The 18,444-nt window shown below is 30.1% G+C and carries 9 protein-coding genes and 1 CRISPR repeat array (1 of these 10 cut by a window edge); of the genes, 5 read left to right on the forward strand and 4 right to left on the reverse strand.

Translation table 4 applies throughout. The features are described from left to right. Positions 1-51 precede the first annotated feature (51 nt). Together ABWU82_RS00440 and ABWU82_RS00445 are read right to left on the reverse strand one after the other, a co-directional pair. Complete coding sequence (locus ABWU82_RS00440) at positions 52-5,613, reverse strand: coiled-coil domain-containing protein (RefSeq protein ID WP_353289542.1); 5,562 nt, start codon at positions 5,611-5,613, stop codon at positions 52-54. A 358-nt stretch (positions 5,614-5,971) separates the two neighbouring features. Beyond that, the gene (locus ABWU82_RS00445; protein WP_353289543.1) at positions 5,972-7,654 is read right to left on the reverse strand and encodes a DUF31 family putative serine protease; all 1,683 of its coding nucleotides are present in this window, start codon (positions 7,652-7,654) and stop codon (positions 5,972-5,974) included. A gap of 422 nt (positions 7,655-8,076) precedes the next feature. Between ABWU82_RS00445 and ABWU82_RS00450 the strand changes: the two genes are divergently transcribed. Further along, positions 8,077-9,033, forward strand: coding sequence for an HNH endonuclease domain-containing protein (locus ABWU82_RS00450; protein ID WP_353289544.1), 957 nt, complete (start codon positions 8,077-8,079; stop codon positions 9,031-9,033). A gap of 52 nt (positions 9,034-9,085) precedes the next feature. Here ABWU82_RS00450 and ABWU82_RS00455 read toward each other — a convergent pair whose 3' ends face one another. Together ABWU82_RS00455 and ABWU82_RS00460 are read right to left on the reverse strand one after the other, a co-directional pair. Further along, entirely contained in the window at positions 9,086-10,429 is a 1,344-nt protein-coding gene (locus tag ABWU82_RS00455) for a hypothetical protein (RefSeq protein WP_353289545.1), read from the reverse strand. Positions 10,430-10,790: 361 nt separating this feature from the next. Continuing rightward, a complete protein-coding gene (locus tag ABWU82_RS00460; RefSeq protein WP_353289546.1) occupies positions 10,791-12,482 on the reverse strand; it encodes a hypothetical protein in 1,692 nt (563 codons plus the stop codon). A gap of 455 nt (positions 12,483-12,937) precedes the next feature. Between ABWU82_RS00460 and cas9 the strand changes: the two genes are divergently transcribed. The 4 genes from cas9 to ABWU82_RS00480 all read left to right on the forward strand — a co-directional run bounded on the left by cas9 (position 12,938) and on the right by ABWU82_RS00480 (position 18,258). Then, on the forward strand, positions 12,938-16,132 hold the full coding sequence (cas9, locus tag ABWU82_RS00465) for a type II CRISPR RNA-guided endonuclease Cas9 (RefSeq protein ID WP_353289547.1): 3,195 nt from the start codon (positions 12,938-12,940) through the stop codon (positions 16,130-16,132). 191 nt (positions 16,133-16,323) lie between these two features. Continuing rightward, complete coding sequence (gene cas1, locus ABWU82_RS00470; RefSeq protein ID WP_353289548.1) at positions 16,324-17,181, forward strand: type II CRISPR-associated endonuclease Cas1; 858 nt, start codon at positions 16,324-16,326, stop codon at positions 17,179-17,181. A 4-nt stretch (positions 17,182-17,185) separates the two neighbouring features. After that, positions 17,186-17,494, forward strand: coding sequence for a CRISPR-associated endonuclease Cas2 (gene cas2, locus ABWU82_RS00475; protein WP_353289549.1), 309 nt, complete (start codon positions 17,186-17,188; stop codon positions 17,492-17,494). Beyond that, a complete protein-coding gene (locus ABWU82_RS00480) occupies positions 17,494-18,258 on the forward strand; it encodes a hypothetical protein (protein WP_353289550.1) in 765 nt (254 codons plus the stop codon). The genes cas2 and ABWU82_RS00480 overlap by 1 nt, the downstream gene beginning before the upstream one ends. Before the next feature lie 21 nt (positions 18,259-18,279). Next, a CRISPR array of direct repeats spans positions 18,280-18,444; the repeat unit is 36 nt; unit sequence ATTTTGCTCTAGTATCATTTTTATGTAGTCTAAAAC (it continues 267 nt past the right edge of the window).

The following is an 18,444-nucleotide window of genomic DNA, read 5'->3' on the forward strand; positions in this document are numbered from 1 at the left end:
TTTTGCAATATTACTATCAGCAGTTTTAATTGCTTGTTGAGCTTGTTGAATTTATTCTTGACTTGAATCAGGATTTGCTAAAACTTTTTGAGCTTCAGCTTTAGCTTCATAAGCTTGACCCAATGATTTTTGAGCGGCGCTTAATTGTTTATTAGCATCACTTAAACTGCCTAATTTTTCAGCTTTAGTGTTTTCTAAACCTTGAACTGTTTGAGCTTGACTCACTACAGTTTGAGCTGCTGTTTTCACAGTGTTTTGAGCACTAGCTACTTTTGAATCATTAGAAATATTGTCAGGATTACTTAATTGAGTAACTAATCCTTGGTTATTACTAATTGTGTTTTCTAAACTTTGAACTTCGGCTTGAGCTTGTGTTTGTTGTGCTTTATTTTCATCAGCGTTAGCTTGACTTGCTTGAGCGTTAGCTTTAGCAGTATTTGCTAAACCAGAGTTCACTTCAGCTTGAGATTTATTATTATCTTGACCTTGAGCATTAGCTTGGACTTGTTTTAAAGTATTTTGTGCATCAGTTAAACCAGTTTGAGCCGATTGTAAACTTTGAACTAATGGAGCAATGGCTGCAGTTGTTTGTTTAACTCTATCTTGAGCTTGAACAACATCATTATTAGCATTATTAACTTCATTTACAGCTTGTTTAATCTTTTCATTAGCACCAGCAATAGCTTGTTCAGCACTAGATTTTTGTTCAGTAGATGTTGCATCTAATAATTGTTTTTCAGCGTTAGCTTTATCTGTATAAGCGTTAGCTAACGTTTGTTGAGCCGAACTTAAAGTATGTGCAGCATTAGCTAAGTTATCTAAAGCATTCTTCTTATCATTGTAAGCTGCTTGTAATTTTTGAGCAGCAGTTGCAACTTCACCAGCTTTTGTAGCCACAGTTTGTTCTTGAATTTGAACTTTAGCGTTTTGTTCAGTACTTGTGGCTTGAGTCATGCTGTCTTTTAAAGCATTAGCAGCTTGTTGTACTTGAGCCATGCTGTCGCTTGCATTTTGTGCAGCAGTTGCTTGAACTGTTGCTGATGAGTTTAATGCATCAGCTTGAGCTTTATCACTTAAAGCTGAGTTTGCATTGCTTTCAGCTTGGGCTTTATTGTTTTGTGCGGTTTGTTGTTCTAAGTGCTTAATTTGGTCGCTTGAAGCTTGTGTTTGAGCTGTAATAACTTTGTTTAACGCTTTTTGAGCGTCTTGTAATTGAGTTTGAGAATTGTTTAAACCGTCTTTTGCTGTTTGTAATTGTTCATTAGTTTGATCAACAGCAGCTTGTTTTTCTTTAACATTGTGAGCAGCTTGAGAAACATCAGCTTGTTGTTTTGCAATATCACTATCAGCAGTTTTAATTGCTTCTTGTGCTTTCGAGATTGCATCTTGACTTGAAGCAGGATTTGCTAAGACCTTTTGAGCGTCAGCTTTAGCTTGATAAGCTTCTCCTAATGCTTTTTGAGCAGCACTTAATTGTTTATTAGCATCACTCAACTCGCCTAATTGTTGTGCTTTAGTATTTTCTAAATCTTTAACAGCTTGAGCTTGGTTAATGACTGCTTGAGCTTTTTCTTTAACAGTGTTTTGTGCACTAGCTACATCAGCATTTTTAGAAACGTTTGCAGGATTACTTAATTGGTCAACTAATCCTTGGTTGTTACTAATTGTGTTTTCTAAACTTTGAGCGTCAGCTTGGGCTTGTGTTTGTTGAGCTTTATTTTCATCAGCATTGGCTTGACTTGCTTGCGCGTTAGCTTTAGAAGTATTTGCTAAACCAGAGTTCACTTCGGCTTGAGCTTTATTATTATCTTGTCCTTGAGCATTATCTTGGACTTGTTTTAAAGTATTTTGTGCATCAGTTAAACCAGTTTGAGCTGATTGTAAACTTTGAACTAATGGTGCGATGGCATCAGTAGTTGCTTTTACTTGATTTTGAGCTTGTACTACTGCTTTGTTTGCATTATCTACCGCTGTTACAGCACTATTAATGTCTTGGTTTGTTTTATCAAGAGCTTGTTGAGCAGCTTGTTTTGTTTCAGTACTGTTTGCGTCTAACATTTGTTGTTCAGCTTGAGCTTTCGCTTTATAAGCATCAGCTAAAGTTTGTTGTGCCGAACTTAATGTGTCTGCATCAGTTTTTAACGTGTTTAAAGCCTGTTGTTTATTAGTATAAGCTTCTTGTAATTTTTGAGCAGCAGTAGAAACATCTTGAGCTTTTGTGGCAACAACTTGTTCTTGAGTTTTAATTTGTTTATTTGTTTCGCCACTTGCTGATTGAGTCATTGTTTGATTTAATGTATCAGCAGCTTGTTTAACTTGACCCATACTAGCACTTGAATTTTGTGCAGCGTTAGCTTGAGCTTGAGCCGCTTGACTTAAGGCTTCAGCTTGAGATTTATCACTTAAAGCTGAGTTTGCATTACTTTCAGCTTGGGCTTTATTGTTTTGTGCTGTTTGTTGTTCTAAGTGTTTAATTTGGTCACTTGAAGCTTGTGTTTGAGCTGTAATAACTTTGTTTAGCTCTTTTTGAGAGTCTTGTAATTGAGTTTGAGAATCATTTAAGCTATTTTGTTCAGTTTGTAATTGTTTATTTGTTTGATCAACAGCAGCTTGTTTTTCTTTAACATTTTGAGCAGCTGTTTTAACAGCAGCTTGTTGTTTTTCGATATTACTATCAGCAGTTTTAATAGTTTGCTGTGCTTTACTAATTTCGTCTTGACTTGAAGCAGGATTTGCTAAGACTTTTTGAGCTTCAGCTTTAGCTTCATAAGCTTCTCCTAATGCATTTTGAGCATAGCTTAATTGTTTATTAGCTTCACTTAAACTACCCAATTGTTGTTCTTTAGTATTTTCTAAATCTTTAACGGCTTGAGCTTGGTTAATGACTGTTTGAGCTTTTTCTTTAACAGTATTTTGTGCACTAGCTACATCAGCATTTTTAGAAACGTTTGCAGGATTACTTAATTGAGCAACCAATCCTTGATTGTTACTAATTGTGTTTTCTAAGCTTTGAACTTCGGCTTGAGCTTGAGCTTGTTGTGCTTTATTTTCATCAGCATTGGCTTGACTTGCTTGTGAGTTAGCTTTAGCAGTATTTGCTAAACCAGAGTTTACTTCAGCTTGGGCTTTATTATTATCTTGGCCTTGAGCATTAGCTTGGACTTGTTTTAAAGTATTTTGCGCATCAGTTAAACCACTTTGAGCCGATTGTAAACTTTGAACTAATGGAGCAATGGCATCAGTAGTTGCTTTTACTTGATTTTGAGCTTGTACTACTGCTTTGTTTGCATTATCTACCGCTGTTACAGCACTATTAATGTCTTGGTTTGCTTTATCAAGAGCTTGTTGAGCAGCTTGTTTTGTTTCAGGACTGTTTGCATCTAACATTTGTTGTTCAGCTTGAGCTTTTGCTTTATAAGCATCAGCTAAAGTTTGTTGAGCTGAACTTAATGTATCTGCATCAGATTTTAAAGTGTTTAAAGCTTGTTGTTTATTAGTATAAGCTTCTTGTAATTTTTGAGCTGTATGAGAAACATCTTGCGCTTTTGTGGCAACAGCTTGTTCTTGAGTTTTAATTTGTTTATTTGTTTCACTGCTTGATGCTTGAGTCATTGTTTTATTTAATGCATCAGCAGCTTGTTTAATTTGACTCATACTAGCACTTGAATTTTGTGCAGCGTTAGCTTGAGCTTGAGCCGATTGACTTAAAGCTTCAGCTTGAGCTTTATCACTTAAAGCTGAGTTGGCATTACTTTCGGCTTGAGCTTTGTTGTTTTGTGCTGTTTGTTGTTCTAAGTGTTTAATTTGGTCACTTGAAGCTTGAGTTTGAGCTGTAATAACTTTGTTTAACGCTTTTTGAGCGTTTTGTAATTGAGTTTGAGAATCATTTAAACTATTTTGTGCAGTTTTTAATTGTTCATTTGTTTGATCAACAGCAGCTTGTTTTTCTTTAACATTGTGAGCAGCTTGAGAAACAGCAGCTTGTTGTTTTGCGATATTACTATCAGCAGTCTTAATTGTTTCTTGTGCTTTCGAGATTGCTTCTTGACTTGAAGCCGGATTTGCTAAGACTTTTTGAGCTTCAGCTTTAGCTTCATAAGCTTTACCTAATGCTTTTTGAGCGTCGCTTAATTGTTTATTGGCTTCACTTAACTCACCTAATTGTTGTGCTTTAGTGTTTTCTAAAGCTTTCACAGCTTGAGCTTGGTTAATGACTGCTTGAGCTTTGTCTTTAACACTATTTTGTGCACTAGCTACAGCTGTATTTTTAGAAACATTTGAAGGATTAATTAATTGGTCAACTAATCCTTGGTTATTACTAATTGTGTTTTCTAAACTTTGAACGTTAGCTTGAGCTTGTGTTTGTTGTGCTGTATTTTCATCAGCGTTAGCTTGACTGGCAACAGAATTAGCTGTAGCAGTTTGAGCTAAACTAGAGTTAAACCCACTTTGTTGCTCAGCATTTTTTTGATTTTGAACCTTGTTTTGGTTATTTTTCAATTCTGTTTGAGCTTGGTTTAAGTTATCTGATAAACCTTGAATAATTTGTGTTACGGTATTTACTTTCTGTTGAGCCGCAATTACTTGTTCGTTAGCAGAATTAACCGCATCAACATCTTGTTGAATAGCTTGATTTGCTGTATCGATTGCAGATTGAGCTTGGGTTTGAGCATCAGCAGAAGTTGCATTTAACATCTGTTGTTCGGCGCTAGCTTTAGTTTGGTACGCTTGAGCTAAAGTTTTTTGAGCCTCGCTTAAATTGTGAGCTTTCTCTTTTAAATTAGTCAATGCATCTTCTTTATTTTTATAAGCTGCATGTAATTTTTGTGCAGCAGTTGCAACGTTTTGAGCATTTTGAGCAATTAACTGATTTTGCGTTTGTGTCGTTTGATCAGTTGCGTGTTCTGCAGCAGTTTCCATTTGATGCTGTAATGTTTGTGCTGCTTCTTGAATCGTTTGAGTGCTGTCAGCTAACACACGAGCTGCTGAAGCCTGAATATTAGCTGTTTGACTTAAAGCTTGAGTTTGTGCAGCGTCACTTAACGCAGTATTCGCGTTAACATCAGCAGTCGCTTTATCTGCTGTTGCCCGAGTTCTTTTTAAGTCTTTTAAGTCGTTGTTTAAAGATTCAATCTTAGCGGCCTGTTGCTTTAATTGATTAATCTTATTTGTTAATTCTTCTTGTAATTTTTTAATTTGGGCTTTTAAACCAGGAATTTGACTTTGTGAGTCAGATAGCTCTTGTTTTAATTGCCTAACTTTATCTTCTAATTGTTTGATTTGGTTGTCGTTTTTTTGAATAATAATTTTTAAAACGTTTTGGTCGTGGTTTAAACCATTGATTTCGTTCTTTTGTTCTTCAATGATTTTTAATAAATGATTAATTTCGTTAATTTTGTCGGTTAGTTTATTATGTAAAATGACAATTTGACCATTTTTATCACCTATGGCACTTTTTAATTCTTTAATAATGTCATTTTTAGAGTCAGTGATGGTTTGGATTTTTTGGGTATCTTTTCCTCTGACGGAATAATAAACAATTGGTGCCACAACACCAGTAGTAATTACTGTAGCTGCAGCTACAGATAAAACTTTTTGGGTTGTTTTTTTCATAATTTTGCAAATTCACTTTCTTAATTTTTCATCAATATTTGGGTGAATTTTTGTGTAATTTTGGAGTAAAAAAAATCACCCTATATCTTTCATTATAGCTTTATTTAAAAACTGAGTCAAAAAGCAGAAACAGAATAAAATAGGAAAATGTCCATATTAATTTAAACCAATTTAAAAACTATTTTATATATATTAATATATATAAAATAAATTTATAATGTGAATGAATTAATGACTAACCAAAAGATGTCATTTTAAATTTTAAAAGACTGATATTTCTTGGTTCGATTTCATAAAAATAGACTAATTTTTGTGTAATTTGATATATAAAAAAATCTCACCTTTTTGGTGAGACTTCTTAACGAATTAAATCAAATTGTTTCATTAATAAAAAGAGCTGAGTTAGTCCACTAACATTATCTTGGTTAGGTTGAAAATTATTTTGTTCATATTTCAATAACCGAGCAATTAAATTATCGCTAGATGCTCTTGTAAAAATAGGTGTGAAAATTCCCACGTTACCAGAAACATAAGCACCTCAGTAAATACCGACAATTTGGCCACGGTCATTCAAGACCATAGATCCAGATGAACCGGAACCTAAGTTGGATCCTGGTGCTAAGTAGTTTTCTTCATCATTATAAGGGTTTGTAAACATTTGTCCGTGTCAAGTGTAATCAATTGTATGTCTTTGAATGTTCCCGTACGAAGGTTGTGCATCACTAAATTTAGCTGTTTTAAAAGTAACATAGTTCATCATACCGATAGAAACCCCAGGATAGCCGGATACATATAATTGTTCTTTACTGTTAATTTGGTCAGAAAAAATAAAATGGTTTCAGAAGTAGTGTTCTTCTTGTAAAGATAACCGTTTCGTTTTAATGTTTTCTAAATATGCAATTAATGCCTGCACCCTTTGAATATAAGTTTTAGGGCGGTCTTGAACTTGTTTTGAATCTAACGGTGTGACTCAAAACATTTCTAGTAAGTGAATTCAAGAGTAATATAAACTATTTTTTAAATTGTCGTCTGCTGCAATTAATGATAATGCAGGATTAGAAATATTAGCATTTAAACGGCTTTTATTAAATTCCACTCATTTTAATAATTTTATTGGATTAAAAGTAGATTTTAAAATTGCAAAATCTTCACCACGAGTATCAGCATTATACTCAGCATGTGTTTGCGTTTCTAATTGGTAATTTTGATTAATATACCCTTGTCTAATAACTTCTGCACCACTAGTAATTGAAAAGTTAGCGTATTTAAAGGGTGCTTTATTAAATTGTGGCGGAGTGCCATTATAGTTATAAATACCTAGGGGTACAATTTTATCAGCCTTATTAGTTACATTTACATTTGGTAGTTCAAATCAATATTCTGATGGTAACATCAAATCATTTGCATAACTACTTAAAATTTGCGTAGTAGAAATTGGTAGTTTTGTATTAGTACTAGTTCTTTCTCCTAATGGATTAGAAATGTAGGCTGTAAAACTTTTAACAGTATCTTTGTTAACTGGCAGTTGTAGACTTAATGTTTTTCCAGATGGGCGTTCACCAATTACACCGTGCGAAATGTAATTTTCGAATAATGGGTATTTGACTGTCACAGTTAAATTAACAACGTGAATATTTGTGGCCAAATAATAAGTGACTAAGTTTCTTAAACTATCTGTATGAGTTTGATAATCTACCAATCAAGCAGTGCCGGTATCCGCTTCATATAGTTGAATATTATCTGATGGATATTCAGAAATATAGTAATGGGGCGGTGTAAGACTTAAATTCATCGAATTTAAATAATCTCTTAAATTGTTATCCATGTGTAAACAAAAATTTTGGTAGTATTGAGCATTTAATTTTGCGCTTAATAACAATGAAACAGAGTTAGCGTTGGCATACTCTTGAACCGGATTAGTAATTTTGTCAGTCGCAACATTTGGTACATGTAAAATTCGGTTACGGTTTTGGATTGCAAATTTGGCAGCAATCGGAGCCACAACTAAAGTAGTTAGAATAGATACTCCTAACCCTAACATTATTCATTTCAAAATAGACTGTTTTTTGTTTGTTTGTTCTTTTGACATAGTAATTTATTCTAATAAAATAGAACTTAAAATTCAATCTTAGACCTCTAAAATCAGAAAAGCTAAGAAAATCCATTTTAAGTTCTTAGTGGATGTAAATAAGAAATATTTCTAGAAGTTTTTTTAAGTCATAAATTGACAGTGTTTGGAGTTACTTCAAACTTCTACTTATATTTTATCAAGAAATAAAGTCATCATAACATAACTCCGAAAACAGTGTGTCACACATTAAATCAACTTAGTCAAACTATATATAATGTCATTTTTCTTTTTCATTAAAATTTACATTCAAACTTCTAACCTATATTTAACTCATAATAATCTTTTTCTTTTTGCCATATAATTATTGACAAAAAGAAAAGGAAAAACATAATATGGAAATTAATCGTGAAAAAGCCATGGATCTTTGAAAAGAAAGATATGGCGATAAAAAAGAAATTAAGGACTTTAGTGGTCGAACTATTCTTAAAGGTTCATACGGACAAACAGGATCAAAATATGGTTGAAATATTGACCACATCTTACCTAAAGCTCATGGCGGCACTAATAAAAAAGGCAACCTAATCATTTGCCACATTGAAACTAATGCAGAAAAGGGTGATAGTTATCCAAATTTTGTGGCCAATGATTCTAACTGACAAATCGTAAATAGTAATGGACAATACAAAATAATTAAACAAAACTCTTCTGAAATTAATTGAGAAGAATGAAACTATTTTCAACCCACAAAATCTATTAAAAAAATGCTAAGTATCTACAATACTGATAAAAGTAACAATAAAAACAGATGGTGTGGAGCGTGCAGAATTACGTATTCTTTAAAAAACAACAAAGAAGATTTTTTGTATCCAAAATATTTCGAAGATTTATTAAATACTTCAGACCAACAAACCATGTTTGTTGATGAAGAAAATTCTAAAATAATTCATTTATTATCGTGAAATAATTTAGATACTAAAGATAAAATTTCTGATATTTTAGAAAACTTGGTCGTTTTGAACACATATTTAAGTAATTTACAAGATGGTTGAAAAGATTTAGAATCTTTTCAAATTCTTTTTACTGTTCAAGATTTTAAACATGATTATGGTTCAGGTGTATTGAGCTACGAGTTATTAGACTTTGAAAATAAAAATTATTGAGCACATAATTACAGTGATTATCCGTTAATGATTAATTATTTAGTAAAAATTAATATTCCTAAAGCAGAACAAAAATGAGCGGAGTTAATAAGCCAATCTAAATATTACGATAACGACGATGAATGATACGAATATGATGTAATCAAAACACAACTAGATAATAATCTAAAAAATTATTTTAAAGATTAGCAGGAAAAATCCTACTAGATTCAATCTAGCAGGATTTTTATGTTTTATTGAATTATTTTTGAGGAGTCATTAAACTAGTTAGTTGTGTAATGTTACCAAAATTATAACTATTTTTACCCGTAGGTTGGATTGGTATACCAGCTAAAGCGTTAGCATCTAATAAAGTGCTACCAGCACTATTTAAGGCGATATCAGCACCATATAAAATGCTAAAGTTATTAGTTAAGAAACTAGTAATGTTACTTTGGTCGTTGCGATTACCTCAGTTTTGTACAGATGCACCATAAACGTGTAATGGTACTGCGTGTAAATTATGGTTAGCTACCGTTAGTTGACCCCAAACATTATTTGGTAATTGTAGTTCAGTTTTTTTGTCTGAACCCGGTTTAGTAACCTGAATTTGTTGAGTTAAAGCGGTAGAATAAGTGATATTTTGATCACTTTGAATAACGTGAGTTTTAGGAAAAGTTTTTTCTAAATTAAGGAAGCTATCATTGGTTTTATTTTGCAAGAAGCTTGGCATTAATTTAATCTTGTACGAGTTATTAATGTGGTTAGATTTTTGTACTAATAATTGCTCATTTATTAAATTAGAATAAGTCAATTCGTTAGTCGCTTTAAAAGCATTAGGAGTTAAGAACGGATGAACTTCATTATTAGAGACCAATAAACTAGGAGTGAACACTAAATCATAAATGTGGTAGTGGTTGTTTAACACTTGTTGAGCAATCACTTTTTTATTAGCATCAGCAATTTGGAACACTAAACTAGTATCTCAGTCATAACTCAATTTACCTTGAGTTTCTTGAACATTGCTGATATTAGAAACTACAAACTGTCTGAAGTAATCTTGAGATAATTGGTGAGGATCAGTATCAATGTTTCAATGAGTTCACTGTGAAGTAATCCCGTATTGGTTTTCTAATTGGTACTGGTAGTGAATGTTAGCTTCTAAATCTTGTTTATAATCGTTCAACGTGTATTTTTTTACTTGTTGTGTTCAATAATTTAGAGCTTCTGCAGTAGTTCAAGTTGTAGTATGCGTTTGAGGATTAATGGAAACAGGGTTGTCGTGGTCTAAATTATAGAAAGTGGTTGTATGTGGTAATTCTGATGGTAATTCTGCAATACCGTCAGTTAATTGTAAACCACTCAATAAATGACCATTAGTAACTACTGGAATTTGCTTCTCAGACGGGTGTGCTTTAGGTGAATTGTCGCCTGGGTGCGTTTCAGGAGTTACTGTTGAGGGTTGGTGAGTGTCAGTTGGAGTGTGAGTTTTTTTACTATCACTCTGAGTAGCACTGCTACATGACGTTAAAATTGGCGTCACTACAGTCGCTAAACCTAACAGTCCAAAAACTGATACTAGCGTTCATTTTAGTTTTTTCTTCATGCGGTTCCTTTAATTTTTCATATATTTGTTGGTTATGAAATAACCAACCTGATCACTAACCGTGATATCTCCTTGTGCTTTCGTATGAGGGTTAGAAAAAACAAGACTCTCAGCGTAATCAGTATTGTTATTTTATTGAATTTTTTACAAAATTTCTTGAAGAAAGTAGAAGAGAGTAATAAATATTTTTCTAAAGTTATACCAGGTGAAACTATGTGTATGACAAAGTCGATTGGTAACCATAAACTCTCATCTATTATTAACCAGTAGTTTCTGGTTATTTTCATTAGACTGTATAAAAACCTTCGCAATCACATCTAGACTGCAAAGGTTTTTGTTTATTTAAAAAAGGTTAAACGAATTATTTATTAAAACCGTAAATGTCTAAGTGAGCGTAAGCAACGTTTACTCCTTCACCCACTTGGAACGTTAAGCCAATTTTGCCTTGTTGTGGATCAAAATTAATTTCGTTGTCGATGGCGCTAATTGTTTGGTTTACCATTTTAGTGATTTGTGTCACAACTGGTTTTAATTCTTTATTGGCCATTCAAGCTTCAAACATATTACCGTTTTCGTATTGCACTAATTTTTGGTTTAAGTAAGTGCTAAAACTTTGTACTCAAGCTTCTTTAGCTTGAATTTCGTGAGGAATGTTTACGTATTTAGTACCCTTAACGCTTAAATGCAATACATCAAACATAGCTGTAATGCAGTTTGCTAATTGTTGGTTAGCTTCTTTTACACTAACTTTGTTGAAACCATCCATTGTAATGGTTGCGTGTGCAGCAGTTTCACCTGAACCTAAACTAATTGGGAAAGTTACTGTTCCAGTTTTAGTATTAATCACTGCATCATGGTTTAAAGCTTGCATAATTGTATTAAATTCGTTGCTTGCTTCAGAATAGTAGTGTAAACCGTGACTAATACCATTCATCGCTAAATTCATGAAACTTAACATTGCGCCTGCTTCAGGATAAGCTGTTAATAACGCTTTAACAGCGGTTTTTACAAATGTATTATTTAACGGAGATTTGGGTCCAGTCATGTAATCGTAGTATTCTAATACTTTACCCATGTCTTCAACAAAGTAGTTGTTCTTCACAACTTCTTTGTTATCAAATTCTTTAATTAAAGTTAATACAGTACCTAAATCTGCTAATTTTGTATGAGAAACATTTAGTAAGTCTAATCTATTAATTACACTAGCAAAATCATTTAATAAATATTGGTTCTTTTGTTGTTGACTTAACACGTGATTAGTTAAGCTAAAGAATTTTAACGGAATAATAATGGTTTTGTTGTCGTGGTTTACTTGTCATGGTAAAGTTCATACTTGACTTGTTCGATCGTATGAAGCGTTTTGAACTGATTTTTGTAAATCTTTAAAGAAAGTTACTAAACTCTTTAATTGGTTTACAAGATGTTGTGCTTCAGCTTTTGTTGCTCGAGCAATAACGTGACCATCGTGTTTTAAACCAGCAACACTGTTTAAACCTAAATTCGTTAAAATACTGTTTACTGAAGTTCTTAATTGTTCAATTGTTTTGTGTGCATCAGCTGGAGCGTGTTGTGCAAAGTTTACAGTTGCAGCTTCAGCAGATTTTAATAATTCAGCTGTTTGTTGACTCATTCTATTTAATTCATGGGCCATACTTGTTTTAGCGTGTTCAAATTCAGTCGGTGCTTGTTTGAATCATTGTTGGAATTCATGTTCTACATGATTAAATGAGTTTTTTAAAGCAACACTTTTAATAGCAATTTCTTGTTGTAATTTATGGAAGTGTTGTTTCATTGTTGTTGCAGTTTTATCAAAATCATGGTGCACTTCACTAGTAAAGTGGTGTCATTCACTCTTTACATGATTAAAGAAACCGCCAAATGAGAAGAAATCAGCTGGTTGAGCCATTCTTAATCAGTTACTGTCTTGTTGTACTTTAGCTTGTACGTGGTTAGTTTGTGTACAAACTACAGATGGTACTACAATCGCTGTAGCTGTTAACGCTACACCAAGCGCAGCAAAACTAATTTTTAAATTTTTGCTTAATTGTTTCATCGCGAAAATGTCCTAATGAGAAGAAATAAAAATAATCATATATTATTCTAAAACTGTTCATACTTTCTAATAAACATTTTTTAAGAAATATCTAATTTTTTATCTTTAAATAGCTAATATTACGTAACAGATTAGATAAATTTAGTTAACTAATTTTTAAAATTAGTAATTACAGGATTTTATTAAAATGGAATTAAAATATAGGTGTCAATTTTAAAAAAGGAGTAAATATGATGAAACCTAACATTAATATTGGTTTAGATATTGGAACCACTTCTGTTGGTTGAGCCATCGTAGACGAAGATGGTTACACATTAGACTTAGGCTCAAGATTATTTGATGATATTGCCAATCCTAGCGATGGTAAATTAGCTTCTGGTAACAGAAGAGAACACAGGGCGCACAGAAGACTTATTTGAAGACAGCAATTAAGAAAAGCTGACACTCTAAAACTGATGAAAAAATACAGAATTTTAGCATCGGATAAAAAAGAGGATTTTATTCAACTAATTAACACCGCTTATATTGGTCGCGAACAAGAACACATTTTGGATGTAAAAATTAGAGGCTTAATTGAAGGCAATCTAAGCAATATGGAAATTGCAAGATGTTTATACCACTATTTACACAATAGAGGTTATTTCTATGAAAATATCGAACCTAATAAAAAAATAAAACCAAATACAGACGAAAGATTTCCATCTATCCAATTACAAGAATTTAATAATAAATATGAATTTTATAAAAATTCAGAAAAAACTAAAAGTTTTTCGCATAAGCAGTGATTAAAAGAAGTTGAACACTTTTTAGAAAAAAACCATTTGAACGATAATTTTAAAAAAGAATATCTAATGCTATTTAATAGAATAAGATCGTTTAAAGATGGTCCAGGAAATGAACAAACGCCTACTAAGTGAGGGAGATTTGATCCTTTGTTCAAAAACGAACAAGGCGAATTTCCTAAAACTGTTTGAGAAAAAACAATTGGTAAATGTTCTGTTTATTCTAATGAATATAGAGCTGGTCAAAAATCACCAGTTGCAGAACTATTCAATTTAATTAATGATTTGAATAATTTAACCATTCGCTCTTCTGAATATCCAGAAAAAAATAAATTATCAGAAAAAGACAAACGTTATTTGTTAAATGAAGCTTTTAAAAATTTCAAAGGTAAAGATGATGAAAAAAACATTGACTTAAAAAAAATAGCTAATGTATTACAAGTCAATGAACAAGATATTTCAGGTGGTAGAGTTAATTTTGATAATGATGAATTTTTATTTACTAAATTAGATAACTTCAACGCTATCCTTAGCTTTATTAAAGATAATAATTTATATAAAGATATCGATAATTCTGATTATTTTAATCCTGTTTTAAGACAACATGTTTCTAATATTTACGAAATTGTAAGATTTGAATATTTTGATAAAGAAAATTGTAAAAAAGAAATAAAAAAATTTATAAAAACAGAAGTAACAGAAAAAAGTTTAGACACTTTAATTAAACAATTAAAAAACGAAATAAATAAAACACACGGATTATCAATTAAAGCTATGAATGAATTTATTGATAATTCCGGTATTCGTAATAACATTAATTCTTCTGAATATTTTTATACTAAAAATAAAACAAACTTAACAAATAACCCTGAATTACATAAAAATTCTAAATATTTACCAGAAAATTTATTTAGTAATGAAATAATATCACCAACAGCTAAAAGAGCATTAATTCAATCATTAAAAGTATTAAATACAATTATAAAAAAATATGGAAAAGAATATAATTTATCACACATTACTATAGAAATGGCTAGAGGAAGAAACTCTTACGAAGAAACACAAATTACAAATAGTAATAAAAGTAAATTAGAAGACATAATCAAAAATAACAAAAAAATATCAAACAATGAGCTTGAAGAAGAATTTAATCGTTTAAATAGTAAAGATAAATTAAAAATTAAATTGTGATACGATCAAGACAGACGTGACATTTATACAGGTGAATATATTGATTATGATGTCCTCGTAGGAGACAGAGCAGCATATGATGTAGATCATATATTACCCTTATCTAAATCGGGGGATGATTCATTTAATAATAAAGCTCTAACTAGTAAAGAAAATAACTCAATAAAAGGTGATCGAATGCCTTATGACTGATTAACAGGAGAACAATGATTAGAATTTAAATCTAGAGTTGAAGATTTATCAAACCGTAAAAACAAAGAAAAAAAATCTACAATTTCTGAAGAAAAGAAAAAACGTTTATTAAATACAGAGCCTATAAATACGTTAGGATTTATTGGTAGAAATTTATCTGATACTAGATATGCTACAACCTTAGTGTTAAATACTTTACAAGAATTCTTTAATGTGAAAGAACATAAAGAGTTTTATCCTAATGTCGTTGTAAATGTTATTAAGGGGCAATTGACCAATTATACAAGATGTAATATTTTAAATAAAATTGATAAATCGAATAATTTTATCAAAGATCGTGATGAATATCAACATCACGCTATCGACGCTGCTATAATCGCTTTTTTGGGTTCTAATCATAATATTCAAAGAATTCTATCTAAAAAATTATTCTCAGAAAAAATCAATAAAACAAAATACACAAATATAAATTCAGAAGAAAATGATATTTCTGAAAAAGATAATATATTAGAAATGCTAGTAAACTTTTCTAAGTTTGAAAACTTAAAACAATTTAAGGATAGTCTAACAAATAAAATTACATCAAAAGAGATAAAATTTTCTAGACCTATAACATTAAAAGATAATATGACATTTTCTGATGAAACAATTTATTCAGTGAGCAAAAATACAGACGATGAATACTATACGGTTTATGCAAAACGAATTAACTTACTGCAAGCCAAAAATAATCAGTTGCTGCCGTTCTTTAGACCTTCATCAGATAAAGATATAAAAAAATTAGAAAAATTATCAATTTATCAAAACGGAAACAATAATACATTTAATGAATTAAGAGAAATTTTTAATTTTTATTATGATTTAGATAAAACAACTAATTGTTTCATTCAATACATGAGAGAACATTTTAGCGAAAAATTTAAGTTAGATTCAGAAAAAAAATATAATCCAAAATTTATTATTCTTCCTAGTGGAACAAGAATTTCTAAATTAAAAAATATAGACACTAAAAAGAAACCTAAACATGAAATTTTGTTCCTAAATAATGGGAACCAAAAGTCTTGCAGAGCATCATTAACTGCATTGAACTATCGCGTTTATCAAGATAACAATTCAAAGATTGTTTTAGTACCAATCAACATTTACTTATTAAAAAATGATAAAGGTAAATTATCTATTGATATTTCCAAACTAAACGAGTTATTAGATAAATTTAAAGTTATAAATAAAAATAAATTCATTGTTTTAAATAAAGGTTTTAAACTAAGAAATTTAGAAAATAATATTTTATTTTACGTTTCTGGCGGTACTAAACAATCATTAGAATTAAAATGTTTGGATAAATCTAATAAATCTTACGGATACAGAGATCAAATCCAAATATCTATTTCTACAATTATAAAAAATTATGCACTAGTAGAAATGGATACATTGGGAAATATTTATAAAGAAACTAAGTTAATAGATTTTTTAAATGATAACTAATAATATTGAAAAATATTATTGTATAATATATGTGGATATGAACTTTGACCTTCATATCTAGACTACATAAAAATGATACTAGGTCAAAAAAAGGCTTTATGCCTAAAATGCCTCATTGCATAGCGATGAGGATTTTTTACGCCATTAAATAAACGAGGTAAATATGGGTTGAAAAATTGTTGAAATAGAAAATGGTGAAAGTTTGCATCTTTTTTTTAAACAATCTTTTAATTAAAACAGAAACTAATAAAATCAGAATTCCAATTAGTGATATTGATGTTTTATTAGTCAATAATTACAAATGTACAATTACGTCACAATTAATTAATAAACTTACTGAAAATAATATTTTAATCATCTTTTGTAATAATTCTTATGAGCCCGCCAGTATTTGTCTTCCTATTTCGGGAAATTATAATTCATTGAAAATTTTTCAAGAACAATTAAATTGGCGTTCTAATTATAAAGGATATTGATGAAAACAAATAATTAAAGCAAAAATTAATAATCAAGCCAATTTTCTTAGAAACGTTTTGAATAAAGAAGAAGCATTTTGAGAATTAGTTAATTTAATGAATAATGTCACAGAATTCGATGTAACCAACCGTGAAGGACATGCTGCCAAAATATATTGACATAATGTTTATGGAATTAATTTCAAAAGACATGAAGAAGATTATGTAAACTCTTTACTAAATTATGGATATACAGTATTACGTGGTTACTTTACACGTTCTATTATTAAAAAAGGTTTAGATCCGCGTATTTCGTTATTTCATAAATCGTTTGATAATTTCTTTGCGTTAGCTAGCGATCTAATGGAACCGTTTAGAATTATTGTTGATATTATTGTTTACAAACTATTTTTAAAAAATACAGAAAATTTCTATTTAGATAAACAAGAAATTATTGAATTTTTTAATTCTAAAATTAAATTAAACGGATTAGAGCATTACATCAATAATGCGATTGACAAATTTATTGATGCATTAATTAATCAAACCGAATTTCCTGAATTAAATTTTGATCAATTATATGAGTGTGTATAAACATATGAGAATTATTTTGTGCTTTGATTTATCAATGGAAACTAATGAAGAAAAACGTGAGTACGACAAATTCAGAAAAAATATTATGAAAAATGGTTACACCATGATGCAATTTTCTGTTTACGTAAAATGTATTAATTCTCAATCAAAATACGAACAAGAAGTAAATAAAATAAAAAAGTTTTTGCCAACTACTGGTAATGTAAGAATGTTTGCAATTACAGAAAAACAATACGATAATATGAAATTTCTATTAGGTTCTAAAACAAATGATGAAATCTATAATGATCAAAGAAGGTACGTAAAAATATAATGTTAAAAATTAAAACCCAGCATAAAATTTATGAAATGGAATTCGATGGTATTAAGGTGTTCTTTAATGCTTATCCAGAATTAACAAGAGAGTTATTAAACAATGAAACTAGTTTCATTATAGATAACCATGAATGAAAGAAACAAGACATAATTTATATTAATAACTTAACAACTTGATCAGAACTTTTAGTTTTTTCTAAAAATTCAAAATTAATGAATGATATTATCCAATTATTAGATGAATATCCATTAATCGACACGAATAATCAAGAATTGATATGCAATGTTATTAACAACAAATATCAAAAAGAGATATTAGAAACTAACGAAGGTGATGTTTATAAAATAGTGTCATTATTGTTTGAAACTAAAAATACCGGATTTATTAATAAATATGATTTTTTGTTCATTCTAGAGCACGACTTTTATATAACTAAAAAATTATTTATCATTGATAATTTTTTAGATTTAGAAGTACAAGATGTTATAAATAATCTCAATAAAAATAATTTTATTTTTATAACTGATAACTTTTTAAAAATTATTAAATCAATTGATGAACTAGAGTTAATTACTATAATTAATGAACAAGAATGTTTCGAATTTTCTGATAAAGATTCATTAATTGATTATTGAGAATTAAAGTCTTCAATAGTTTTAACTAATAATAAAATTTATGAATATAAAAAGGATTTATGATCATTAGAATCATTAAAATTTATTAGTGAAATGAAGAAAATTGCCGATTTTTCTAAAAAATAACGATTTTTTTCTTCATTTGACATTTTGCTCTAGTATCATTTTTATGTAGTCTAAAACATGACGGTACATTTAATTCCCAAGGTATCTATTTTGCTCTAGTATCATTTTTATGTAGTCTAAAACACTTATTGAAAAAACCATCTCCACTCGCTAATTTTGCTCTAGTATCATTTTTATGTAGTCTAA

Source organism: Ureaplasma ceti, from assembly GCF_040369755.1.
Classification (GTDB): Bacteria; Bacillota_I; Bacilli_A; order Mycoplasmatales; family Mycoplasmoidaceae; genus Ureaplasma; species Ureaplasma ceti.